The sequence below is a fragment of the Ectopseudomonas guguanensis genome, assembly GCF_900104265.1.
Taxonomy (GTDB): domain Bacteria; phylum Pseudomonadota; class Gammaproteobacteria; order Pseudomonadales; family Pseudomonadaceae; genus Aquipseudomonas; species Aquipseudomonas guguanensis.
The window spans coordinates 141,557-163,758 of the sequence record NZ_FNJJ01000014.1; the positions used below are offsets into that span (position 1 = coordinate 141,557).

Annotated in this window: 20 protein-coding genes; 10 read left to right on the top strand and 10 right to left on the bottom strand. The window is 66.5% G+C overall.

The genetic code is table 11. The features are described 5' to 3' along the window. Positions 1-17 precede the first annotated feature (17 nt). Positions 18-932, bottom strand: coding sequence for a LysR family transcriptional regulator (locus tag BLS61_RS19610; protein WP_090433673.1), 915 nt, complete (start codon positions 930-932; stop codon positions 18-20). Positions 933-1,048: 116 nt separating this feature from the next. Here BLS61_RS19610 and BLS61_RS19615 point away from each other — a divergent pair, with 116 nt between their 5' ends. Both BLS61_RS19615 and BLS61_RS23700 read left to right on the top strand, forming a co-directional pair. Then, a complete protein-coding gene (locus BLS61_RS19615; protein WP_090433675.1) occupies positions 1,049-2,065 on the top strand; it encodes a zinc-binding alcohol dehydrogenase family protein in 1,017 nt (338 codons plus the stop codon). Positions 2,066-2,295: 230 nt separating this feature from the next. Next, positions 2,296-2,469, top strand: coding sequence for a hypothetical protein (locus BLS61_RS23700; protein ID WP_167358757.1), 174 nt, complete (start codon positions 2,296-2,298; stop codon positions 2,467-2,469). 174 nt (positions 2,470-2,643) lie between these two features. Here the strand turns inward: BLS61_RS23700 and BLS61_RS19620 are convergent, their stop codons facing one another. Beyond that, complete coding sequence (locus BLS61_RS19620; RefSeq protein WP_090433677.1) at positions 2,644-3,282, bottom strand: TetR family transcriptional regulator; 639 nt, start codon at positions 3,280-3,282, stop codon at positions 2,644-2,646. Positions 3,283-3,461: 179 nt separating this feature from the next. On the opposite strand from BLS61_RS19620, the gene BLS61_RS19625 reads away from it, so the two are divergent. From BLS61_RS19625 to adeC, 3 genes are all read left to right on the top strand, one after another. Then, positions 3,462-4,610, top strand: coding sequence for an efflux RND transporter periplasmic adaptor subunit (locus BLS61_RS19625; protein WP_090433679.1), 1,149 nt, complete (start codon positions 3,462-3,464; stop codon positions 4,608-4,610). A 157-nt stretch (positions 4,611-4,767) separates the two neighbouring features. Then, positions 4,768-7,911 (top strand): efflux RND transporter permease subunit, encoded by a 3,144-nt coding sequence (locus tag BLS61_RS19630; protein WP_090433681.1) that lies wholly within the window; start codon positions 4,768-4,770, stop codon positions 7,909-7,911. After that, on the top strand, positions 7,908-9,335 hold the full coding sequence (gene adeC, locus BLS61_RS19635) for an AdeC/AdeK/OprM family multidrug efflux complex outer membrane factor (protein WP_090433683.1): 1,428 nt from the start codon (positions 7,908-7,910) through the stop codon (positions 9,333-9,335). The genes BLS61_RS19630 and adeC overlap by 4 nt, the downstream gene beginning before the upstream one ends. A gap of 358 nt (positions 9,336-9,693) precedes the next feature. Here the strand turns inward: adeC and BLS61_RS19640 are convergent, their stop codons facing one another. Genes BLS61_RS19640 through BLS61_RS19655 form a run of 4 tightly spaced genes read right to left on the bottom strand, consistent with a single transcriptional unit; the run spans position 9,694 to position 13,313 of the window. Beyond that, on the bottom strand, positions 9,694-10,287 hold the full coding sequence (locus BLS61_RS19640) for an HAD family hydrolase (protein WP_090433685.1): 594 nt from the start codon (positions 10,285-10,287) through the stop codon (positions 9,694-9,696). Next, positions 10,284-11,153 (bottom strand): acyl-CoA thioesterase II, encoded by an 870-nt coding sequence (gene tesB / locus BLS61_RS19645; protein ID WP_003240349.1) that lies wholly within the window; start codon positions 11,151-11,153, stop codon positions 10,284-10,286. Before tesB ends, BLS61_RS19640 begins: the two co-directional genes overlap by 4 nt. Then, on the bottom strand, positions 11,134-12,756 hold the full coding sequence (locus BLS61_RS19650; RefSeq protein ID WP_090433687.1) for a SagB/ThcOx family dehydrogenase: 1,623 nt from the start codon (positions 12,754-12,756) through the stop codon (positions 11,134-11,136). The genes tesB and BLS61_RS19650 overlap by 20 nt, the downstream gene beginning before the upstream one ends. Next, on the bottom strand, positions 12,753-13,313 hold the full coding sequence (locus tag BLS61_RS19655; RefSeq protein ID WP_090433689.1) for a GNAT family N-acetyltransferase: 561 nt from the start codon (positions 13,311-13,313) through the stop codon (positions 12,753-12,755). Before BLS61_RS19655 ends, BLS61_RS19650 begins: the two co-directional genes overlap by 4 nt. 58 nt (positions 13,314-13,371) lie before the next feature. Between BLS61_RS19655 and BLS61_RS19660 the strand changes: the two genes are divergently transcribed. Next, a complete protein-coding gene (locus BLS61_RS19660) occupies positions 13,372-14,292 on the top strand; it encodes a histone deacetylase family protein (RefSeq protein ID WP_090433692.1) in 921 nt (306 codons plus the stop codon). A gap of 72 nt (positions 14,293-14,364) precedes the next feature. On the opposite strand, the gene BLS61_RS19665 is transcribed toward BLS61_RS19660, so the two are convergent. Beyond that, on the bottom strand, positions 14,365-15,498 hold the full coding sequence (locus BLS61_RS19665) for an aminotransferase class V-fold PLP-dependent enzyme (RefSeq protein WP_090433694.1): 1,134 nt from the start codon (positions 15,496-15,498) through the stop codon (positions 14,365-14,367). 113 nt (positions 15,499-15,611) lie between these two features. Between BLS61_RS19665 and BLS61_RS19670 the strand changes: the two genes are divergently transcribed. The 3 genes from BLS61_RS19670 (at position 15,612) to BLS61_RS19680 (ending at position 18,521) form a co-directional block, all read left to right on the top strand. After that, on the top strand, positions 15,612-16,850 hold the full coding sequence (locus BLS61_RS19670) for a TIGR03862 family flavoprotein (RefSeq protein WP_090433696.1): 1,239 nt from the start codon (positions 15,612-15,614) through the stop codon (positions 16,848-16,850). A 233-nt stretch (positions 16,851-17,083) separates the two neighbouring features. Beyond that, on the top strand, positions 17,084-18,085 hold the full coding sequence (locus BLS61_RS19675; RefSeq protein WP_090433698.1) for a response regulator: 1,002 nt from the start codon (positions 17,084-17,086) through the stop codon (positions 18,083-18,085). 4 nt (positions 18,086-18,089) lie between these two features. Next, positions 18,090-18,521, top strand: coding sequence for a PAS domain-containing protein (locus tag BLS61_RS19680; RefSeq protein WP_090433700.1), 432 nt, complete (start codon positions 18,090-18,092; stop codon positions 18,519-18,521). Positions 18,522-18,691: 170 nt separating this feature from the next. Here BLS61_RS19680 and rhlE1 read toward each other — a convergent pair whose 3' ends face one another. The 3 genes from rhlE1 to BLS61_RS19695 form a co-directional block, all read right to left on the bottom strand. Beyond that, on the bottom strand, positions 18,692-20,038 hold the full coding sequence (rhlE1, locus tag BLS61_RS19685) for an RNA helicase RhlE1 (protein WP_090433702.1): 1,347 nt from the start codon (positions 20,036-20,038) through the stop codon (positions 18,692-18,694). 350 nt (positions 20,039-20,388) lie between these two features. After that, positions 20,389-20,991 (bottom strand): 3'-5' exonuclease, encoded by a 603-nt coding sequence (locus BLS61_RS19690; RefSeq protein ID WP_090433704.1) that lies wholly within the window; start codon positions 20,989-20,991, stop codon positions 20,389-20,391. A gap of 129 nt (positions 20,992-21,120) precedes the next feature. Further along, positions 21,121-21,600: a LabA-like NYN domain-containing protein gene (locus BLS61_RS19695; protein ID WP_090433706.1), complete on the bottom strand. Its 480-nt coding sequence runs from the start codon at positions 21,598-21,600 to the stop codon at positions 21,121-21,123. A 98-nt stretch (positions 21,601-21,698) separates the two neighbouring features. On the opposite strand from BLS61_RS19695, the gene BLS61_RS19700 reads away from it, so the two are divergent. After that, entirely contained in the window at positions 21,699-22,184 is a 486-nt protein-coding gene (locus BLS61_RS19700) for a YbaK/EbsC family protein (RefSeq protein WP_208598826.1), read from the top strand. Positions 22,185-22,202 lie beyond the last annotated feature (18 nt).

A 22,202-nucleotide genomic window follows, 5' to 3' on the forward strand; every position in this document is an offset into this window, starting at 1 on the left:
CTTTATCGCGCGCGCGGCTAACGCCACGGCGCGGCCTCCAGCAGACGTTGGCAACGCCGTTGCAGGAACTCGCGCAGCAGATGCACCGCCTTGCTCAGCTGGGCGCGATGGGCGCAGACCAGATACAGCGGTGTCGGCTCGCCCTGCCAGTCCGGCAGCAGCACCTGCAGCCGGCCTTCGCGCACATCGTCGGCCACGTCCAGCCAGGACTTGTACACCACGCCCTGCCCGGCCACGGCCCAGCGCCGGGTGACATCGGCATCGTCGCTGACGCGATTGCCGGCCACCGTCAGCAGCATCTCGCGCTTGCCGCTCTGGAAGCGCCAGCGGTCATGCACGCGCCCGTGCAGCATGTACAGCAGGCAGTTGTGCTGGCGTAGATCATCCACGCTCTGCGGCGCTCCATGCCGGGCGAGATAGGCCGGCGCGGCGCAGAGCACGCGGCGATTGTCCGGCGCCACCGGCAATGCCACCAGGCTGGAGTCTTCCGGGGCGCCGTAGCGCAGGGCGATATCCACCGGCTCGCGGAACAGATCGGCCACCCGATCGGCCAGCAGCAGGCGCAGATGCAGTTGCGGATGCTCGGCCTGGAATGCATCGAGCCAGGGCAGCAGCGTGTTGCGCCCCAGATCCGAAGGCGCCGAAAGCTGCAGCATTCCGCGAATGCCGTCCTGGCTGCCGGCCAGTTGCTGGCGTCCCTCCTCCAGGCTCTGCAAGGCCAGGCGCGCGTGCACCAGATACAGCTCGCCCTCGGGCGTCAGGCGCAGGCTGCGCGTCGAGCGCGCCAGCAGACGCACCTGCAGTTGCTGCTCCAGGCGCTTGAGCGCGGCACTGGCCACCGCCGGCGAGACATTCAGCAGCCGCGCCGCGGCCGACAGGCTGCCGGTTTCAGCGGTACGCACGAAGAGTTGCAGGTCATCGAAACGCAGCATGGCGTCCTACTTTCAAAATAATGATGAAAGAGACTCTATCCGCAGGCGCTTTTTTCAACCAGCAGAACGGATGACTATCAGCACCATCGCCTGAACCCGACAACCGGAGCCCTAGCATGAAAGCCGTTGCCTACTACCAATCCCTGCCTGCCGAGCACCCCGAAGCCCTGCAGGACGTACAACTGGATGCCCCCTCTCCCGGCCCACACGATCTGCTGGTGGAGGTGCGCGCCATCTCGGTCAACCCGGTCGATACCAAGATCCGCCTGGGCGTCGCCCCCGAAAACGGCGCAGCCAAGGTACTGGGCTGGGACGCCTCTGGCGTGGTCCAGGCCGTGGGCAGCGAGGTCACCCTGTTCCAGCCCGGCGACCGGGTGTTCTATGCCGGTGCCATCGACCGCGCCGGGGCCAACAGCGAGTTGCATCTGGTGGATCAGCGCATCGTCGGCAAAATGCCGCAAAGCCTGTCGTTCGCCGAGGCGGCAGCCCTGCCGCTGACCGCCATCACCGCCTGGGAACTGCTGTTCGAACGCCTGCAGGTCGCCGAAGGCTCGACCGATCAGGGCCAGAGCCTGCTGATCGTCGGCGCGGCCGGCGGCGTTGGTTCGATCCTCACCCAGCTGGCGCGCCGCCTGACCGGCCTGACCGTGATCGGCACCGCCTCGCGCCCGGAAACCCAGGCCTGGGTCCGCGAGCTGGGTGCGCATCACGTGATCGACCACGGCAAGCCGCTGAGCGAGGAGCTCGCGCGTATCGGCATCGGCCAGGTCAGCCATGTCGCCAGCCTGACCCAGACCGACCAGCACTATGCCCAGCTGATCGAGTGCCTGCAGCCGCAAGGGCGCCTGGCGCTGATCGACGACCCGCTGCAACCGCTGGACGTCATGCAGCTCAAGCGCAAGAGCCTGTCGCTGCACTGGGAGCTGATGTTCACCCGCTCGCTGTACCAGACCGCCGACATGATCGAGCAGCACCGCCTGCTGCAGCGCGTGGCCGAGCTGGTGGACAGCGGCGTGATCAGGACCACCCTCGGCGAGCATTTCGGACGCATCAATGCCGCCAACCTGCGCCGCGCCCATGCGCTGCTAGAAAGTGGCAAGGCCAAGGGCAAGATCGTGCTCGAGGGGTTCTGAAGAACGCGACGAGGGCTGGAGTGGTAGCTTTGGTGGGAGGCGGCGTGGTGGGCTGAAGCCCACCCTACGGGTGGAGCGGGTCGCGGCCTCGGCATCGTGCCGTTCGTCGCCTGGGCAGCGAAACGGCGCCTCGCACCCTGATCCAGGTCAGCAAAGGATCACCGGCACGGACTAGGATGACCACTCTCCAAACGGCTTCGATTTCAAGGTCAGCTCAGGAGGTGGTCAGCATGAAGATTCTCGTCCAGCCGCTCGATCAGGGTGGTGAACGCCGATGGCAGGTGCAGCTGGATCAGCATTGCGTGAGTTTTCGCAGCGAGGAGCAGGCCCGCGTCTTCGTCGCCACGCTGCAAGCGCGCCTGCAGGCGCCACACAGCCTGCCCGAGCAGCGACGGGCGGGCTGAGGGTAGTAGGGTGCGCTGTGCGCACCGATAGTGCCGGGCTCTCCCCTGGTGCGCACGGCGCACCCTACGTCTAAGCGATCTTCAGGCGCAGCGCCGGGCTGCGCAGTCGTAGGGTGCGCCGTGCGCACCGAAAGAACCGGGGCTCGCCCTTGGTGCGCATGGCACACCCTACGCTTAACCGATCGGCATCCGGCGCAGCGCCGGGCTGCGCAGCATGTCCAGCACGGTGTCGACCAGCGCCGGGGCCTGGGCAGCCAGGTCGAAGCTGGGCACCAGCAGCCAGTTGGACTCGATGCCCTCGATATATGCGTGCAGGCATACAGCACCGCGCGCGCAGTCCAGATCGCTCGGCAACTGACCCTTGTTGACTGCGTTGCCCAGTGCCTTGGCGATGCGCTGATCACACTCCAGGCTCAGCGCCTGCATGCGTTCGCGCAGGCCGAGCAGCTCGCCGGTGTATTCGCATTTGTAACGCAGGATGTCATGCACGCGCCGGGTCTGCGGCTCGCTCGCCAGGCGCGTCAGCGCCGTGATCAGCAGCTCGCGCATGCAGCCCAGTGGGTCCGGCTCTTCCTCGCTCTCGCTGGCACGCGCCAGTTCCTCCAGCGGCAGGCGCAGGCGTTCGAGCATGGCCTGGAACAGATCGATCTTGTTCTCGAAATGCCAGTAGATGGCGCCACGGGTCACGCCCGCCGCCTTGGCCACCTCGGCCAGTGACGCACGTGAGACGCCCTGGGCGTGGAACACCTGCTCCGCGGCATCGAGTATCTGCACCCGCGTCGCCTGTGCTTCTTCTTTGGTTCGTCTGACCATTGCCCTACCTGCTGTCGCCTGCCTGAACCGCTTCCGTGACGGAAGCGGTCTGGAGTATGCAGGCAGTTTTAGGCATTTACAAACATTCACGTACGTAAGTATATTCGACGCCATTGGTTCTCAATTACCCCTCCTCCGCCCCCTTCGGGCAGCGAATTCGACAAACGAGGTTCTCTCAGATGCATACGAAGCCAGCCGTAGCCGCCTTGGTTTCCGCCATCGCCGTGGCTCTGCTCAGCCTTGGCGGCTGCAAGGAAGCCAGCGCCCCACAGGCCCAGCAAGCCCCCGAAGTCGGAGTGGTGACGCTACAGGCGCAGCCCTTTGCCCTCACCACCGAGGTACCCGGCCGTACCAGCGCCTACCGCATCGCCGAGGTGCGCCCGCAGGTCAATGGCATCATCCAGAAGCGCCTGTTCACCGAAGGCAGCGAAGTCAAGGCCGGTCAGCAGCTGTACCAGATCGACCCGGCTACCTACGAAGCCGCGTTCAAGAGCGCCCAGGCCACGCAGCTGTCGGCCAAATCCCTGGCCGACCGCTACAAGTTGCTGGTGGCCGACAAGGCGGTCAGCCAACAGGCTTACGACGAGGCGCGCGCCGCCGGCCTGCAGGCCGACGCCGCGCTGGAGCAGGCGCGCATCGACCTGCGCTACACCAAGGTGATGGCGCCCATCAGCGGTCGCATCGGCCGCTCCGCGGTGACCGAAGGGGCGCTGGTCAGCAACGGTCAAGCCAACGCTATGGCCACCATCCAGCAACTCGACCCGATCTACGTCGACGTCACCCAGTCGAGCAAGGATCTGCTGCGCCTGCGCCGCGATCTGGCCGATGGGCGTCTGCAGAAGGCCAGCGACAGCGCCGCCAAGGTCGCACTGAAGCTGGAGGACGGCAGCCGCTACGCCCACGAAGGCACCCTGGAATTCTCCGAGGTGGCGGTGGACGAAAGCACCGGTTCGGTGACCCTGCGCGCCGTGTTCCCCAACCCCGACCACCTGCTGCTGCCGGGCATGTTCGTGCATGCCGAGCTGCTCTCCGGGGTCAAGGAGAACGCCATCCTCGCCCCGCAGCAGGGCGTGACCCGCAACCAGCGCGGCGAACCGACGGCGATGGTGGTGGGCGCCGACGACAAGGTCGAACTGCGCGTGCTCAAGGCCGACCGCACCGCCGGCAACACCTGGCTGGTGGAGGACGGCCTGCAGGAAGGTGATCGCCTGATCACCGAAGGCCTGCAGTTCGTCCAGCCCGGCACCGAGGTCAAGGCCGTGCCGGCACGCAACGTGAAAGCCGGCGAGGTGGCGCAGGACGCCGCCAAGAACAACGGCAAGGGATAAGAGGGTGTTTACAAAAGTAGCGAGCGATGGTCAGGCAAGGCGAAACCAGCCGAAAAAGCGGAGTGTACGAGTAGTACATGAGCATTTTGAGGCTGATTTCAACGCAGCATGGCCGAGCGCAATAATTTGTAAACGCCCTCTGAAGGAGAGCTACTGAATGTCCAGATTCTTTATCGACCGGCCTATCTTCGCCTGGGTGATCGCCCTGGTGATCATGCTGGCCGGCGGCCTGTCCATCCTCAAACTGCCGATCAACCAGTACCCGAGCATCGCGCCACCCGCCGTCGCCATCCAGGTCAGCTACCCGGGCGCCTCGGCGCAGACGGTGCAGGACACCGTGGTGCAGGTGATCGAACAGCAGCTCAACGGCCTCGATGGCTTGCGCTATGTCAGCTCGTCGAGCAACTCCGACGGCAGCATGGAAATCATCGTGACCTTCGAGCAGGGGGTTAACCCGGATATCGCCCAGGTCCAGGTGCAGAACAAGCTGCAGCTGGCCACCCCGCTGCTGCCGCAGGAAGTGCAGCAACAGGGCATCCGCGTGACCAAGTCGGTGCGCAACTTCCTCATGGTCATCGGCGTGGTGTCGAAAGACGGCAGCATGACCCGTGAGGACCTGTCGGACTACATCGTCTCCAACCTGCAGGACCCGATCTCGCGGACCAAGGGTGTCGGCGACTTCCAGGTGTTCGGCGCGCAGTACGCCATGCGCATCTGGCTCGACCCGGCCAAGCTCAATGCCTTCCAGCTGACGCCGGTGGACGTGCGCAGCGCCATCCAGGCGCAGAACGTGCAGATCTCCTCCGGCCAGTTCGGCGGCCTGCCGGCCGCGCCGGGCAACCAGCTCAACGCCACCATCATCGGCAAGACCCGCCTGCAGAGCCCGGAAGAATTCCGCAAGATCCTGCTCAAGGTGCAGGCCGACGGTTCCCAGGTGCGCCTGGACGACGTGGCCAAGGTGGAGCTGGGTGGCGAGAACTACGCCATCAACGCGCAGTTCAACGGCCTGCCCGCCTCGGGCCTGGCGATTCGCCTGGCCACCGGCGCCAACGCCCTGGACACCGCCAAGGCGGTGCGCGAAACCATCGCCACCCTGGAGCCGTTCTTCCCGGCGGGTATGGAAGTGGTCTTCCCCTACGACACCACGCCGGTGATCTCGGCCTCCATCGAAGGGGTGGTGCACACCCTGTTCGAAGCCATCGTGCTGGTGTTTCTGGTGATGTTCCTGTTCCTGCAGAACCTGCGCGCCACCATCATCCCGACCATGGCGGTGCCGGTGGTGCTGCTCGGCACCTTCGGCGTGCTCGCCGCGTTCGGCTTCTCCATCAATACCCTGACCATGTTCGCCATGGTTCTGGCCATCGGCCTGCTGGTGGACGACGCCATCGTGGTGGTGGAGAACGTCGAGCGGGTGATGCGCGAGGACGGCCTGTCGCCCAAGGAAGCGACGCGCAAGTCCATGGGCCAGATCCAGGGCGCGCTGATCGGCATCGCCCTGGTGCTGTCGGCGGTGTTCCTGCCGATGGCCTTCTTCGGCGGCTCCACAGGGGTGATCTACCGGCAGTTCTCCATCACCATCGTCTCGGCCATGGCCCTGTCGGTGCTGGTGGCGCTGATCTTCACCCCGGCGCTGTGCGCCACCCTGCTCAAGCCCATCGACGGCGAACATCACGAAGCCAAGCGCGGCTTCTTCGGCTGGTTCAACCGCTCCTTCGACCGCACCAGCAATGCCTACCAGCGCGGTGTGGCCGGCATGCTCAAGCGCAAGGCGCCGTACCTGCTGCTGTACCTGGTGATCGTGGCGATCATGGCATTCATGTTCAGCCGCATCCCCACCGCCTTCCTCCCCGAGGAAGACCAGGGCGTGCTGTTCGCCCAGGTGCAGACGCCGTCCGGCTCCAGTGCCGAGCGTACCCAGGTGGTGGTCGACGAGATGCGCCAGTACCTGCTGGAAGAAGAAGCGAGCACGGTCAAGTCGGTGTTCACCGTCACCGGCTTCAACTTCGCCGGCCGCGGCCAGAGCTCCGGCATGGCCTTCATCATGCTCAAGCCCTGGGGCGAACGTCCGGGTGAGGAGAATGGCGTGGCGGCGCTGGCGCAACGTGCGCAGCGACATTTCTTCAGCTTCCGCGATGCCATGGTGTTCGCCTTCGCTCCGCCGGCGGTGATGGAGATGGGTAACGCCACCGGCTTCAACTTCTTCCTGCAGGACCAGGCCGGCGTCGGCCATCAGGTGATGAACGAGGCACGCGACAAGTTCCTGCAGCTGGCCAACCAGCATCCGGTGCTCGACAGCGTGCGCGCCAACGGCCTGCGCGACGAAGCGCAGTATCAGCTGCTGATCGACGACGAACGCGCCCGCGCCCTCGGCCTGTCGCTGGCGGACATCAACAGCACCCTGTCGATCGCCTGGGGCGCCAGCTACGTCAACGACTTCATCGACCGCGGCCGGGTGAAGAAGGTGTATCTGCAGGGCACGGCGCAATCGCGCATGAGCCCGGAGGACCTGAACAAGTGGTACGTGCGCAACGACCAGGGCCGCATGGTGCCGTTCAGCGCCTTCGCCAGCGGCGAGTGGACCTACGGCGCGCCCAAGCTGGCGCGTTACAACGGCGTCTCGGCGGTGGAAATCCTCGGTGCGCCAGCCCCCGGCTACAGCACCGGTGATGCCATGGCCGCGGTGGAGGAAATCGCCTCGCAGCTGCCGCAGGGCGTCGGCTACTCCTGGACCGGTCTGTCCTACGAGGAGCGCCTGGCCGGTTCGCAGACCACCGCACTGTTCGTGATCTCCGCCATCGTGGTGTTCCTCTGCCTGGCAGCGCTGTACGAGAGCTGGTCGATCCCGTTCTCGGTGATGCTGGTGGTACCGCTGGGGATCATCGGTGCACTGCTGTTCACCGAACTGCGCGGGCTGTCCAACGACGTGTTCTTCAAGGTCGGCCTGCTCACCACCATCGGTCTATCGGCGCGTAACGCGATCCTTATCGTCGAGTTCGCCAAGGCGCAGTACGAACAGGGCATGGGCCTGGCCGAAGCCGCCATCGAGGCCTGCCGCATGCGTCTGCGCCCCATCGTCATGACCTCGCTGGCGTTCATCCTCGGCTGTCTGCCGCTGGCCATCGCCAGTGGTGCCGGCGCCGGCAGCAAGCACGCCATCGGCACCGGGGTGATCGGCGGCATGCTCAGCGCCCTGGTGCTGGCGATCTTCTGGATTCCGCTGTTCTACGTGGTGGTCTGCTCGCTGTTCGAGAAGAAGAGAACCGAGCCGGCCGTTGAAAACGAGAAGGAGGTACTGCAATGAGGCAGTCCCTGTTGTCCCTGGCCGTGGCCGCCGCTCTGCTCAGCGGCTGCAGCCTGATTCCCGACTATCAGCGCCCGGACGCCCCGGTGGCCGCCGACTGGCCGCAGGGCGAGGCCTATGGCAGCGCCGCCAGCGAAGGCAGCCGCGCCGCCGCCGACCTGCAATGGCGCGAGTTCTTCCGTGACCAGGCGCTGCAGCAACTGGTGCAGGTGGCACTGGAGAACAACCGTGACCTGCGCGTCGCCGCGCTGAATGTCGAGGCCTACCGCGCGCTGTATCGCATCCAGCGCGCCGACCTGCTGCCCTCGGTTTCCGCCGATGGCGCCGGCACCCGCCAGCGCCTGCCGGCCGATCTGAACCAGACCGGCGAAGCCCGCACCAGTGGCCAGTACAGCGCGACCCTGGGCGTCAACGCCTGGGAGCTGGACTTCTTCGGTCGCCTGCGCAGCCTCAGCGAGCAGGCCCTGCAGCAGTACCTGGCCACCGAACAGGCACAGCGCAGCACGCAGATCAGCCTGGTGGCCAGCGTCGCCAACGCCTACCTGCAGTGGCAGGCCGACCTGGCGCTGCTACAGCTGACCCAGGACACCCTGAAGACTTTCGAGGAAAGCTATCAGCTGACCCAGCGCAGCTTCGACGTCGGCGTCGCCGACGCTCTGGCCCTGAGCCAGGCACGCAGCTCGGTGGACAGTGCACGCGTCAGCCTGGCGCAATATCAGCGTCTGGTCGCCCAGGACCGCAACGCCCTGACCCAGTTGCTCGGCACCGGCCTACCGGCCGACCTGCCGCAAGGGCTGAAGCTCAATGCCGAGCTGCTGGAACAGGTTCCGGCCGGCCTGCCCGCCGACCTGCTGCAGCGTCGCCCCGACCTGCTGCAGGCCGAGTACCAGCTCAAGGCGGCCAACGCCAATATCGGCGCGGCGCGTGCGGCGTTCTTTCCCAGCATCAGCCTGACCGCCAATGCCGGCACCGCCAGCAGCCAGCTGTCCGGCCTGTTCGATAGTGGCTCGGGCACCTGGCTGTTCCAGCCGCAGATCAGCCTGCCGATCTTCAACGCCGGGCGTCTGCGCGCCAACCTCGACTATGCCGAGCTGCAGAGCGATATCCGCGTCGCCGAGTACGAGAAAGCCATCCAGGTAGCGTTCCAGGAAGTCGCCGACCGCCTCGCCGCGCGCACCACCTACCGTCAGCAACTGGACGCCCAGCGCGCCCTGCTGGAAACCACCGAGACCTACTACGACCTGGCCGAGCGCCGCTACCGCACCGGCGTGGACAGCTACCTGACCCTGCTCGATGCCCAGCGCCAGCTGTTCAGCGTGCGCCAGCAGCTGATCACCGACCGCCTGGCCCAGCTCAGCAGCGAAGTGGAGCTGTACAAGGCCCTGGGTGGTGGCTGGAGCGATACGGGGAGCAACGCCCCATAAGGTTGACCGCGCGTAACCCGCTTCAAGGACGACCTTACCCCACGCGCCGCCCCCGCAGTCTTTGCGGGGGCGTTTTTTTGTGCGAGTTCTGATGGACTACGCCGCACCGTAGCCCGAAAAATCCGGGACCCAGAGGCTTGGCGATAGCTGGAGGGCGGCGATTCGGACGCAGCCTGAAGTTCGCTTTCGCGAATGAATTCGCTCCTACAGAAACCTGAAGCCGCCTGTTTCAGTGGCAGGCACCCGAGGCCTCCTGAGAACGTTGAAGGCGAGCTGGCGCGCAGTGCCCTCTTTGTAGGAGCGAATTCATTCGCGATCCGCTCGCCCCGATTTCGCCCTAAATGCGCCGTGCCGCCACTCAGCCCAACGCAGCCAGCAGTTGCGCGCAATCCTGCGCATGCAGCTCGGTCAGCTCCGGCCAGGGGTTGTCCGGCAGGTTGACCAGCACGCTGCGCGCGCCCGCAGCCTGGGCGCATTCCAGGTCGAAGCGGTAGTCACCGACCATCACCAGCTCCTGCGGCTTGACCGCCCAGCGCTCGGCCAGGTGCAGCAGCCCGCCCGGATGCGGCTTGGGCGGCGCCTCGTCGCGGCCAAGGATGTCCGCCCTGGCGAAGCAGTCATCCAGGCCGATGGCCTGCAGGGTCAGCAGGGCCAAAGGATGGGCATTGCGGGTCAGGATGCCGAGCTGGCAGCCGCGCTCGCACAGGGCGCGCACCAGTTCGATGGCGCCCGGCGCCGGGCGTGAGGCCACGGCCAGTTCGCGCTCGTGCTCCAGCAGCCAGGCATGCTTGGCCGCGGCCTCCTCTGCCGGCAGCGCCGCCAGGTGATGGAGGATGTCGTCTTCTTCAGGAATGCCCAGCGCCCGCTTGATTGCAGGGAAATCATGCACCGCCAGAGTCAGGGTGCCGTCCATGTCGAACACCCAGTGGCGCGCCTCGCGCAGTGCTCTCACTTCCAGTCCTCACGCACGCGGGTCAGGCCCTCCTGGGCGGCGGAGGCCACCAGTTCGCCCTGGCGGTTGTAGATGCTGGCGCGGGAGAAACCGCGGGCATTGCCGGCCCAGGGGCTGTCCATGGCGTACAGCAGCCAGTCGTCCATGCGCAGGTTGCGGTGGAACCACAGCGAGTGGTCGAGGCTGGCCACCTGCATGAACTTCTGGAACACCGACACGCCGTGCGGCTGCATCGAGGTGGTCAGCAGGTTGAAGTCGCTGGCGTAGGCCAGCAGGTACTTGTGCAGCTGCGGGTCGTCCGGCAGCTCGCCGGCGGCGCGAAACCACACGTACTTGACCGGCTCGCAGGGTTGCGGGGCGAAGGGGTTGATCAGGGTGACCGGGCGGATCTCGATGGGCTTGTCGCTGATCGCACGCTCGCGCATGCGCTCGGGAATCATCGGCGCCACCATGCGCGCCAGCTCGGTTTCCGATTTCAGGTTCTCGGGGCCGGGGACATCCGGCATCTCGCTCTGATGGTGAAAGCCTTCCTCGTCGTACTGGAACGAGGCACTGCAGAAGAAGATCGGCTTGCCCTTCTGCACCGCCACCACGCGGCGGGTGCTGAAGCTGCCGCCGTCGCGGGTGCGCTCGACCTGATAGACCACCGGCAGGCTGGCATCGCCCGGGCGCAGGAAGTAGCCGTGCATGGAGTGCACGTGACGCGCCTCCTCGACCGTCTGGCTGGCGGCGGAGATGCACTGGCCAAGCACCTGGCCGCCGAACAGCTGGCGAAAACCGAGATCCTGGCTGCGGCCACGGAACAGGTTTTCCTCGATCTGCTCCAGGCTGAGCAGCGCCACCAGATCATCGAGAACCTGAGTCATGGGGTATCGTCTCCTTGCACGGGGGTATACGCAGTTGCGGGTAGGCCGGCAGCGATGTCAGGCGTTCATCCCAAACGGCGCGGCCAAGGGTGAAATGGTAAAGACTTTGCAGCCCGCTGTCGGCATCGCCGAGCAACTCGCGCAAGGCGTCGTCGAAGTAGCAACCGATGCCCGTACCGGAAAGCCCCGCCGCTTCGGCTTCCAGATAGAGCAACTGACCGATCTGGCCACACTCCCAGTAGAGCCTGGGATAGCGCCAGGCGCCACCCGCCAGGGCGCGCTCCACCCGCGCCAGCATGGCCAAGGCCAAGCAGCCATCGGCGGCGATGTCCTGGCCGCAACTGAGAAAGCCCGCCAGGCCACGGGCGTCGCCTTCGAGCAGACGGTATAGCGGCAGCTCGTCATCGACCCGTAGCCATTGGTAATCCTCGCGCAGTGGCTGCACGCCGCTGCCTGTGCGATCCAGCCAGTACAGCCCCGGCGCCAGGCCCTGCACGCGGTGGACGAACAGCAGCAGGTCGATCTCGCTCGGCTCACAGCTCACGGCGAAGGGCACCGGCGACTGCTGCGGCATCAGGCGGCGCAGCCAGGCCAGCAGCAGTGACGCCTGAATGCCGCTGCGGCCGTCCATGGCCTGCGCACTGCGGCGGCGATGCAGGATCGGCCGCAGTGGCAGGCCGGGGTTGTCGGCCCGTGCGTCGGCCGCATCCAGGTTCCAGACGGCGCGAGGACGTGCCGGCGCGCTGCACAGCCCATGCACCCGCTGCAGCTCCGGCCAGTGGCGATATTCGCGCGACAGACGATTGGGCGCCCCGACCCGCTCTAGCTGCGCCAACCCGTTCAGCAGGGCTTCGGGCAGCGCGAACTCCATCGCTTGCGCCGGGCCGATCCACAGCAGGCAATCGCCGTGTTCGGTCTCATGAAAGTCGTCTCCATCCAGTCCCAGCAGGCCGTCCAGACGCGCTTCGGCCACACCGTGCAGCATGCGCACCTGCCAACCCTGCACGCTGGCGGCGATGGCCAACGCCGCCAGGGCGTGCCCCAGGTCGTGCTGGCAGTAGCGGTAGGCGCGCTCGCCGTACTTCCAGGCCTCGCGCCAGGCGATGCTGCTAAGCCCCAGGAGGAAACCACCGGGCGGCAGGCTGCTCGCCAGCTGCCAGCCAAGCGGCGCGGGCAGTTCGCTGCGTACCTCCAGCCCGTGCACATCCGGGGCATAGTGGGCCAGCACAGCGACCTCATCCACGACACCCGGCGGCAACAGCAGATAGGCCTCGGTCGGGTGCAGGTTGCCGGATGACGGGTTGACCCGCAGCGCCCAGCGATTGCCGCCGGCTTCCTTCCAGGCGGAAATGGCCAGGCTGTCGTACAGCAGTTGCGAGATACTGGCGCGATTCAGGGGCGCAGACGGCGTCTGCGGCCCGGCGAATGCCGTGTCGTAGCCCGGCCCCTCTTCCAGCGGGCGGTGGTCCAGCTCGATCAGGCGGGCCCCGGCGTAGCGGCGAAACGGCGCCGGCTGGGTTGCCCAGTCCAGCTGCCCCGGCCCCGGCGCGAAGCGTTGCGGCGCGTGCTTGCTGAGCTGGTGATAGGCGAGCACATCCTTCATCGTCCGGCCTCCCACTGCTCGCGACGAATGCGATGGAGCACATGCAGTTGCAGCGGATGACCTTCCGGCAGTCGCGGGTGGAGAAAATCGCCGGCCTCGTCGCGCTGCATGCCAATGCTGCGCATCACTGCCTGCGACGGCAGATTGGCCGGCACGGTAAAGCTCACCACTTCGTCCAGCCCAAGCTGCTCGAAGGCCACGGCGAGCGCGGCGCGCGCTGCCTCGCCGGCATAGCCCTGGCGCCAGTGCGCCCGCGCCAGACGCCAGCCGATTTCCACGGCCGGCACGAAAGGCGCCTCGAAGCCGACCTGCGCCAGGCCGGTGAAACCGATCAGCTCGCCGCTGTCGCGCCGCTGCAGTGCCCAGAAGGTGAAACCATGTTGCTCATGATGTGCACGCAAGCGCGCCAGCAGCTGTGCACTCTGCTCGGCATCCAGCGGCGCGGGGAAATGGCGCATCACCTCGGCATCGGCATTCAGCGCGACCAGCGCCGGCAGATCGCTGTCGCGCCAGGCGCGCAGCAGCAGGCGTTCGGTGGAGGTTTCGATCAGGGGCATGGCAGTTGTCTCGATTGGCTGCGACCATAAGCCGTCAATTCGCTTGAGTCGTCATTGTATGCCGCTACCGCTGGTCTACCACGAGGATTACAGCCCGCCCTTCCCGGCCGGGCATCGCTTCCCCATGGAGAAATTCCGCCTGCTGCGCGATCACCTGGTCGATAGCGGCCTGACCAGCGATGCCGAGCTGCAACGCCCGGAGCTATGTCCAGCGGAGATTCTCGCCCTGGTTCACTGCCCGGACTACATCGCCCGCTACATGGCCGGCGAGCTGTCATACGAGGACCAGCGCCGCCTCGGCCTGCCCTGGAGCGAAGCGCTGGCGCGGCGCACGGTGCGTGCCGTGGGCGGCTCGCTGCTGACTGCCGAACTGGCCCTGCGCCACGGCCTGGCCTGCCACCTGGCCGGCGGCACGCACCATGCGCACTACGACTTCCCTTCCGGCTTCTGCATCTTCAACGACCTGGCGGTGATCGCCCGCTACCTGCTGGAAGCCGGCCGCGTGCATCGCGTGCTGATCTTCGACTGCGACGTGCACCAGGGCGACGGCACGGCGCGGCTGCTGGAAGACGAACCGGACGCCGTCACCGTGTCGCTGCACTGCGAGCAGAACTTCCCGGCTCGCAAGGCCGAAAGCGACTGGGACATTCCCCTGCCACGCGGCATGGGCGACGCCGATTATCTGAAGGTGGTGGACGACACGCTGAACTACCTGCTGCCGCTCTACCAGCCGGACCTGGTGCTCTACGACGCCGGCGTCGACGTGCACAAGGACGATGCCCTGGGCTACCTGCAACTCACCGACGCCGGCCTGGCCGCCCGCGACGAAGCCGTGCTGCAGCACTGCCTGGGCCGTGACATACCGGTGTTGGGGGTGATCGGCGGCGGTTACTCGAAGGATCACGCCGCCCTCGCCCGCCGCCACGGCATCCTGCATCACAGCGCCGCAAAGGTGTGGGCGGCGCGTGGGTTGGGTTAGCCCCTCGTAGGGCGGGTGAAACCCGCCAATTCGCCGGTGGCGGGTTGCACCCGCCCTACGTGATCCTGACGATCAGCCAGCCTGCACCCTGTCCAACGCCTGCTCCAGCGTCTTCACCGTGCGCTCGACGTTGCCCAGCTTGTCCAGCCCGAACAGCCCGAGGCGGAAGGTCTGGAAGTCCGCCGGCTCGTCGCACTGCAGCGGCACGCCGGCAGCGATCTGCAGGCCGACGGCGGCGAACTTGGCGCCGGTCTTGATCTGCGCATCGTCGGTGTAGCAGACGACCACGCCAGGCGCCTCGAAGCCCTTGGCGGCGACGCTTCTGAAGCCGCGCGCCGCCAGCAGCGCACGCACCCGGTCGCCGAGTTCCTGCTGCTGCTCACGCACCTTGGCAAAGCCGATGGCCTTGGCCTCGAACATGGCGTCGCGAAAACGCGCCAGGGCATCGCTGGGCATGGTGGCGTGGTAGGCGTGGCCGCCCTGCTCGTAGGCCTGCATGATCTGCAGCCACTTCTTCAGGTCACAGGCGAAGCTGCTGCTCTGGGTCGCCTCGACGCGCGCCTGCGCCGCTTCGCTGAGCATCACCAGGGCGCAGCAGGGCGAGGCGCTCCAGCCCTTCTGCGGAGCGCTGATCAGCACGTCGACGCCACAGGCCTGCATGTCCACCCAGAGGGTGCCGGAGGCGATGCAATCGAGCACGAACAGGCCGCCGACCGCATGCACCGCATCGCTCACCGTGCGCAGGTAATCGTCCGGCAGGATCATGCCCGACGAGGTTTCCACGTGCGGGGCGAATACCACCTGCGGCTTCTGCTCGGCGATGGTGGCCAGCACCTCGTCCAGCGGCGCCGGCGCGAAGGCGGCCTGATGGCCTTCGGCGACCGGGCGCGCCTTGAGCACTTGGGCCTCGGCGGGAATGCGGCCCATGTCGAAGATCTGCGTCCAGCGGTAGCTGAACCAGCCGTTGCGCAGCACCAGGCACTTCTGGTCGGTCGCCAACTGCCGCGCCACCGCCTCCATGCCATAGGTGCCGCTGCCCGGCACCACCGCCACGGCATGGGCGTTGTAGACCTGCTTCAGGGTGGCGGAAATATCGCGCATCACGCCCTGGAACGACTGCGACATATGGTTCAGCGAGCGGTCGGTGTAAACCACCGAATATTCGAGCAGGCCATCGGGATCGATGTCGGGGCAGATCTGGGACATAGCGGGCTCCAGCCGAAAAGGTTCGAGCTGAACCTGCCCCAACCCCGGGCAAATGACAAGGCCGGGGAACACTCGGGTAGAATGCGCAGCCTTTCTCAGACCGTTCTGCCGCCATGACCACAAGCACTTCACCCAATGCTCATCACGTCGCCGTCATCGGCGGCGGCCCGGCCGGGCTGATGGCTGCCGAGGTGCTTGCGCAGGGTGGCGTGCGCGTGGAGCTGTTCGACGCCATGCCCTCGGTGGGGCGCAAGTTCCTGCTGGCCGGCGTTGGCGGCATGAACATCACCCATTCCGAGCCCAAGGACGCCTTTATCGGCCGTTATGGCGAACGCCAGGCCGAGGTCGCAAGGCTGCTGCGCGAGTTCGATGCCGATGCCCTGCGCGCCTGGATTCATGGCCTGGGCATCGACACCTTCGTCGGCACCTCCGGCCGCGTGTTCCCCAGCGACATGAAGGCTGCGCCGCTGCTGCGCGCCTGGCTGCGCCGCCTGCGCGAACTGGGCGTAACCATCCATACCCGCATTCGCTGGCTGGGCTGGAACGATGACGGCAGCCTGCGTATCGCCGGCACGGACGGTGAACGCGCACTGGCCGCCGACGCCTGCCTGCTGGCATTGGGCGGCGGCAGCTGGGCACGACTGGGCTCCGACGGCGCCTGGGTGCCGCTTTTGCAGGCGCGCGGCATCGAGGTGACAGCGCTGAAGCCGAGCAACTGCGGCTTCGAAGTGGCTGGCTGGAGTGAATATCTCAGGGAGAAATTCGCCGGGGCGCCACTGAAGAACGTCGCCTTGAGCATGCCCGGCCAGGTGCCTCGCATCGGTGAATTCGTGCTGACCGCAGGCGGCATCGAAGGCAGCCTGGTGTACGCCTTTTCCGCCGATATCCGCCGCGCCATCGAGGCCGATGGCCAGGCCCTGACCCACCTCGACCTGCTGCCACAGATGCCGCTGGCCAAACTGCAGCAGGCGCTGGGCAAGCCGCGCGGCAAGCATTCCATGGCCAAGCACCTGCATCGCCAGGCCGGCCTCGACGGCGTTAAAGCCGCCCTGCTGCGCGAGCTCGCCCCCGCCGAGGCCTTCACTGATCCGGCCGCGCTTGCTCCGTGGATCAAGGCACTGCCCATCACCCTGCTGCGCACCCGCCCGCTGGATGAGGCCATCAGCAGCGCCGGCGGCGTGCCCTTCGAGGCATTGGACGACGGCTTGATGCTCAAGGCCCTGCCCGGCGTGTTCTGCGCCGGCGAAATGCTCGATTGGGAAGCGCCCACCGGCGGCTATCTGCTCACTGCGTGTTTCGCCAGTGGCCGGATCGCGGCGCAGGGCGTACTCGACTGGTTGCATGCCGTGTAGTTGTAGGGTGGGCCGGGCGGCGCTCCGTTTCAGCCCACCAAGGCTGGCCGCTGTCGGTGGGCTGAAGCCCACCCTACGGACTGGTTAAGACCGTGGGGCGGGTGCAACCCGCCATCTCCGGTTGGCGGGTTTCACCCACCCTACGCCTGAAAAACCGCTGAAACCACTGTGACGCCGCACGGGCTGCGTCTATGCTCAGTTTCAGCGCACCCCCACACAGGTAATCCCCCGCCGTGATCCCTCTGCTGGTCTGCGACGACTCCAATATGGCGCGCAAGCAACTGATCCGCGCCTTGCCGGCTGAATGGCCGGTTTCCCTCAGCCAGGCGAGCAACGGCGAGGAGGCGCTGGCCCTGATTCGCCAGGGCCTTGGCCAGGTCATGCTGCTCGACCTGACCATGCCGGTGCTCGACGGCTACCAGACCCTGGCTGCGCTGCGCGCCGAAGGGCTGAGCACCCAGGTGATCGTGGTTTCCGGCGACGTACAGGACGAAGCCGTACGCCGCGTGCGCGAACTGGGCGCCCTGGCCTTCATCAAGAAACCCGCCGACCCGGATATCCTGCGCCAGACGCTGATCGAGCTGAAGCTGTTCGACCCTCAGGGCACACCGGCGGCGCAGGCCCAGGCCGCGGCATTGTCGGAGCTCAAGGTCAGCTTCCGCGATGCCCTGCGCGAGGTGAGCAACGTCGCCATGGGCCGCGCCGCCGCGCTGCTGGCCAAGGTGCTTGGGGTGTTCGTGCAGTTGCCGGTGCCTCAGGTGAACATCTTCGAGGTCAGCGAACTGCACATGACCCTGCTCGATGCCCAGCGCGGCGAGCGCTTCAGCGCCATCTGCCAGGGCTTTATCGGCGAGGCCATCGCCGGCGAGGCGCTGCTGCTGTTCCACGACTCGGAAGTGAGCGACATGGCGCGCCTGCTCGGTTGGCAGCCCAAGGACGAGGCGCAGACCTCGGAGATGCTGCTGGACCTGGCCAGCATCCTCACCGGTGCCTGCCTGGCCGGCATCGCCGAGCAGCTCGACCTGCGCTTCTCCCAGGGGCACCCGCAACTGCTCGGCCAGCATGCCAGCCTCGACCAGCTGATCCAGATCAACCGCCAGCGCTGGCGCAAGACCCTGGCGGTGGAGATCAGCTACAGCCTGGAGGGCCACGCCATCCATTTCGACCTGCTGCTGTTGTTCACCGAAGACTCGATCAAGCGCCTGACCGCCAAGATCGGCTACCTGATGGAGTGAGGCCATGCCCGCGCAGATCGATATCAAGGAAGTCCACTGGCTACTCGACATCGTGCAGTGCATCGACGTCGGTGTGGTGGTGCTCGACCGCCAGTACCGCGTCGAGGTGTGGAACGCCTTCATGGAGAACCACTCCGGGCTGGGGCCGGACCAGGTACAGGGTCGCTCGCTGTTCGAGCTGTTCCCGGACATCGACCGCCCCTGGCTGGAGCGCAAGGTGGAAAGCGTGGTGCAACTGGGCACCCGCGCCTTCAGCCTGTGGCAGCAGCGACCCTACCTGATGCGCTTCAAGAGCTACCAACCGATCACCGGCCAGGCCGACTTCATGTACCAGAACGTCACCCTGCTGCCGCTGGCCGGCCAGCCGGTTGAGCACGTGTGCCTGGTGATCTATGACATGACGGCGGCGGCCGTGGCGGCGCAGGCAAACGGGTGAAATCCATGGCGGGGTGCCCCGCCCTACGATACGACCGCAGCCCCGTAGGGCGGGTGAAACCCGCCGAGACCGCAATGGCAGGGTATCCCCGCCCTACAATACGACCGCAGCCTCGTAGGGCGGGTGAAACCCGCCGAGACCGCGTCCATGTCCGGTGCACACGGCGCAACCTACGACTTCTTGCCGCCCTTGGGCTTGCTGCCGAAGCTCGGCACCTTGCGTACCGCCTTGACCTTGGGCTTGGCGTCTTCTTCCTCGAACCAGCGGCCGAGGTGAATATTGCCTTTGCCAGCGGCCTTGCCCGCACCGGGGATCAGTTTCTGCTTGGGCTTCTTCGGTTTCTTCAGCACCTGGCCGCCGACCGCCGTCAGCGGTACGCGGTGATCGGGAATGAAATCCGGTTCGTCGATACGCCTGATCAACTGCTGGGTCAGGTTCTCGATCGCTGCCAGTTGATCCACTTCGTCGGCGCAGACCAGGGAGATCGCCTCGCCCGTACTGCCGGCGCGGCCGGTACGGCCGATGCGATGCACGTAATCTTCGGCGTTGATCGGCAGGTCGAGGTTGACCACCAGCGGCAGGTCATCGATATCCAGGCCACGCGCAGCCACATCGGTGGCCACCAGGATCTGCACCTCGCCGGCCTTGAAGCGCTCCAGCGCGCGCAGGCGGCTCGGCTGTGGCTTGTCGCCGTGAATCGAATCCGCTGAGACGCCCATGGCCAGCAGCTCCTGTTCGAGCTGATCGACACCCTTGCGGGTCTTGGCGAACACCAGCACCTGGCCCCAGCGTTTTTCCTGCAGCAGGTGCAGGAACAGCTCGCTCTTGCGCTTCTTGTCCACCGGAATCAGCCATTGCCTGACGGTCTTGGCCGCCGCGTTGCGCGGGCTGACTTGCACCGACAGCGGGTCGCGCAGCAGCTCGCCGGCCATCTGCCGGATGGCATCGGAAAAGGTGGCGGAGAACAGCAAGGTCTGGCGCTTCTTCGGCAGTGCGCTGAACAGCTCGTCCAGTTCGCGGGCGAAGCCCAGGTCGAGCATGCGGTCGGCTTCGTCGAGGATCAGGGTCTGCAACTGGGCGAATTTCACTGCGTTCTGCCGATACAGGTCGAGCAGCCGGCCCGGCGTGGCCACCAGCACGTCGACGCCCTTGCGCAGCTTCATCATCTGCGGGTTGATGCTGACCCCGCCGTATACCGCATAGCTGGTCAGGGGCAGGTGCTGGCCGTAGGCCTGGAAGCTCTGAAGCACCTGCTCGGCCAGTTCGCGAGTCGGCGTCAGCACCAGCGCACGCACCGAGTTGCTGGCCACCTGCGGGCCTTCCAGAGTCAGGCGCTGCAGCAGCGGCAGGGCGAAACCCGCGGTCTTGCCGGTGCCGGTCTGCGCCGCGGCCATCAGGTCGCGGCCCTTGAGCACGGCGGGGATGGCCTGGCTCTGCACCGGGGTCGGGGTCTGGTAGTCGAGTTCGGCGAGAGTGCGCAGCAGCGGCTCGATCAAACCGAGGGAGGCGAAGGTCATGGGGCAACCGGATCGGAAAGGAAACAGGTGCGCAGTTTAACCTGTCCCTATAGGTAGGAGCGGCTTCAGCCGCGAAAATCCTCGGCAAACCGCCGTAGGAGCGACTGGGCGGCATTGCGCTTTAACCGCGACAAAAGCTCGCCGCTAAAGCCCCTCCCACAGAGACGAAAGACGTTGTAGCCCGGATGCAATCCGGGAACATGCGCCACTCTCCGCGGATTGCATCCGGGCTACCAACCCGCAGCAGCTTCAGCCGTAGCGATCCCGGACGCGCAAGAAAAACCATGGGAGGGGCTTTAGCCGCGATTAAAACTCGCGGCTGAAGCCGCTCCTACAAGGACGGGGCCATCTCAGCTGGCAGTGGCCAGCAACGCCCGCACCTTGGCCGCCGACAGATTCTGCAACTGGCAGAGAAAGGCATGATCAGCCTGGTGCCGGCCATGGCGTTCGCGCAGCAGGCCGAACAGATGCAGGGTCAGGTTCGCGGCCATCTCGGCATCGGCCAGGGCGCGGTGGGCACGGCCGGTATCCGGCAGGCCGGCCCAGGTGTTGAGATTGCCCAGCTTGTGGCTCGGCGCCTCCGGCAGCAAACGCCGCGACAGCAGCAGGGAACAGGCGAACGGCTGCACGCGACGCCGGCGCACCCGCGCCAGCTCGGCGTCCCAGAACTTCTGGTCGAAGGACGCGTTATGCGCCAGCAGCGGCCGCTCGCCGATGAATTCGGCCACCTCGTTCATCACCTGTTCCGACGGCGGCGCCTTGCGCAGCATGGCGTTGCTGATGCCGGTCAGCTGCTCGATGAACGGCGGCACCCAGGCGCCACTGTTCATCAGACTCTGGTAGCGGTCGACGATGCGCCCGTCCTCGATGATCGCCACGCCGATCTCGGTGGCACGCGCCTTGGTCGGCGACACGCCGGTGGTTTCGAAGTCGATGACAGCGATGGATTCCACGTAAAACCTCGGAGCTTGAAGATGTCGTCGCGAGCGATGGCCGGTCGCGTTGAGCCTGCCTACGGCAAGCGGAATGCATTGAATGAGAGCAGCGCCGAAGCGCGCGATGCCGAGCGCAATACGAAGTTCTCAGTGATTTCTCAGCAACAACTCGCCCTCGATGGGCACGTACAGGCTGGCGGCGCGGATCAGCGACTGCGCGGTGAGCCCAGGCACACCGAAGGCGATGGCCTCCAGGCCACGACTGCGCACGCGTTCGAGCAACAGGTCGAAATCACCATCGCCCGAGGCCAGGACGATCTCGTCGACGCGCTCGGTGGCGTCGAGCACGTCGATGGTGATGCCCACGTCCCAGTCGCCCTTGGCCGAACCGTCGGCACGCTGGATATAGGGTTTGAGCTTCACGGTGAAACCCAGCTTGCGCAGGATCTGCTGGAACTGCTGCTGCCTGGCGTCACCACGGTCGATGGCGTAGGCGTAGGCCTCGACGATCACGCCACGGCGACTGACCTCGGCCCACAGCACGCTGTAGTCGAAATGGCAGCCATGCACCTGGCGCACCGTGTAGTAGAGGTTCTGCACATCGGCGAATACGGCGATCTTCTTCACCGGGAGTCCTCGGGGGTGACGAAGGCGCCAGTATGCCAGAGCCGGCATCCCGTGTCCGGGGCTGGCCGGGGCGCGGCGCAGCCCCTATCCTAGCCGCCATGACGCCTCTAGAACGCCTCTGCCAGCGCAACCTCGACCTGCTCCAGCACCTGCACATCAGCCATCGCCTGGTCGAGCACGAACCGGTGCTCGACTACCCCACCGCCCACGCCGTGCGCCAGCGTTTCGGCCTGCGCGGCGTGGAAAGCAAGAGCCTGTTCCTGCGCGTCGATGCGCAGCGCTACGCCATGCTGGTCAGCCTCGAAGGCGCTCGCGCCGACTGGGCCGGGCTCAAAGCGCTGCTCGGCCAGCGCCCGCGCGTCGCCAGCGATGAAGAGCTGATCGAGCACACCGGCTGCGTGCCGATGTGCGCCTGCCCCTTCGGTCACGACGCCGCCATCACCCTGCTCATCGACCGTGCAGTGCTGGCCTGCGACTTTCTGCTGTATTCGCCCGGCCCGCCGCAGCTGACCCTGGAAGTGCCCGGCGCCGAACTGCCGCGCCTGCTCGCCGCGCTGCCCAATGTGCAGCTGGAGTACCCTTGATCCCATCCCGGCAACCAG

Bases quoted from the DNA above. Each gene is read 5' to 3' on its own strand.
- BLS61_RS19650 (WP_090433687.1), bottom strand. From the start codon at position 12,756: ATGAAGGATGTGCTCGCCTATCACCAGCTCAGCAAGCACGCGCCGCAA.
- BLS61_RS23700 (WP_167358757.1), top strand. From the start codon at position 2,296: ATGAAGATTCTCGTCCAGCCGCTCGATCAGGGTGGTGAACGCCGATGG.
- rhlE1 (WP_090433702.1), bottom strand. From the start codon at position 20,038: ATGACCTTCGCCTCCCTCGGTTTGATCGAGCCGCTGCTGCGCACTCTC.
- BLS61_RS19625 (WP_090433679.1), top strand. From the start codon at position 3,462: ATGCATACGAAGCCAGCCGTAGCCGCCTTGGTTTCCGCCATCGCCGTG.
- BLS61_RS19660 (WP_090433692.1), top strand. From the start codon at position 13,372: ATGCCGCTACCGCTGGTCTACCACGAGGATTACAGCCCGCCCTTCCCG.
- BLS61_RS19700 (WP_208598826.1), top strand. From the start codon at position 21,699: ATGACGCCTCTAGAACGCCTCTGCCAGCGCAACCTCGACCTGCTCCAG.
- BLS61_RS19680 (WP_090433700.1), top strand. From the start codon at position 18,090: ATGCCCGCGCAGATCGATATCAAGGAAGTCCACTGGCTACTCGACATC.
- tesB (WP_003240349.1), bottom strand. From the start codon at position 11,153: ATGACTCAGGTTCTCGATGATCTGGTGGCGCTGCTCAGCCTGGAGCAG.
- BLS61_RS19620 (WP_090433677.1), bottom strand. From the start codon at position 3,282: ATGGTCAGACGAACCAAAGAAGAAGCACAGGCGACGCGGGTGCAGATA.
- BLS61_RS19610 (WP_090433673.1), bottom strand. From the start codon at position 932: ATGCTGCGTTTCGATGACCTGCAACTCTTCGTGCGTACCGCTGAAACC.
- BLS61_RS19655 (WP_090433689.1), bottom strand. From the start codon at position 13,313: ATGCCCCTGATCGAAACCTCCACCGAACGCCTGCTGCTGCGCGCCTGG.
- BLS61_RS19670 (WP_090433696.1), top strand. From the start codon at position 15,612: ATGACCACAAGCACTTCACCCAATGCTCATCACGTCGCCGTCATCGGC.
- adeC (WP_090433683.1), top strand. From the start codon at position 7,908: ATGAGGCAGTCCCTGTTGTCCCTGGCCGTGGCCGCCGCTCTGCTCAGC.
- BLS61_RS19665 (WP_090433694.1), bottom strand. From the start codon at position 15,498: ATGTCCCAGATCTGCCCCGACATCGATCCCGATGGCCTGCTCGAATAT.
- BLS61_RS19630 (WP_090433681.1), top strand. From the start codon at position 4,768: ATGTCCAGATTCTTTATCGACCGGCCTATCTTCGCCTGGGTGATCGCC.
- BLS61_RS19615 (WP_090433675.1), top strand. From the start codon at position 1,049: ATGAAAGCCGTTGCCTACTACCAATCCCTGCCTGCCGAGCACCCCGAA.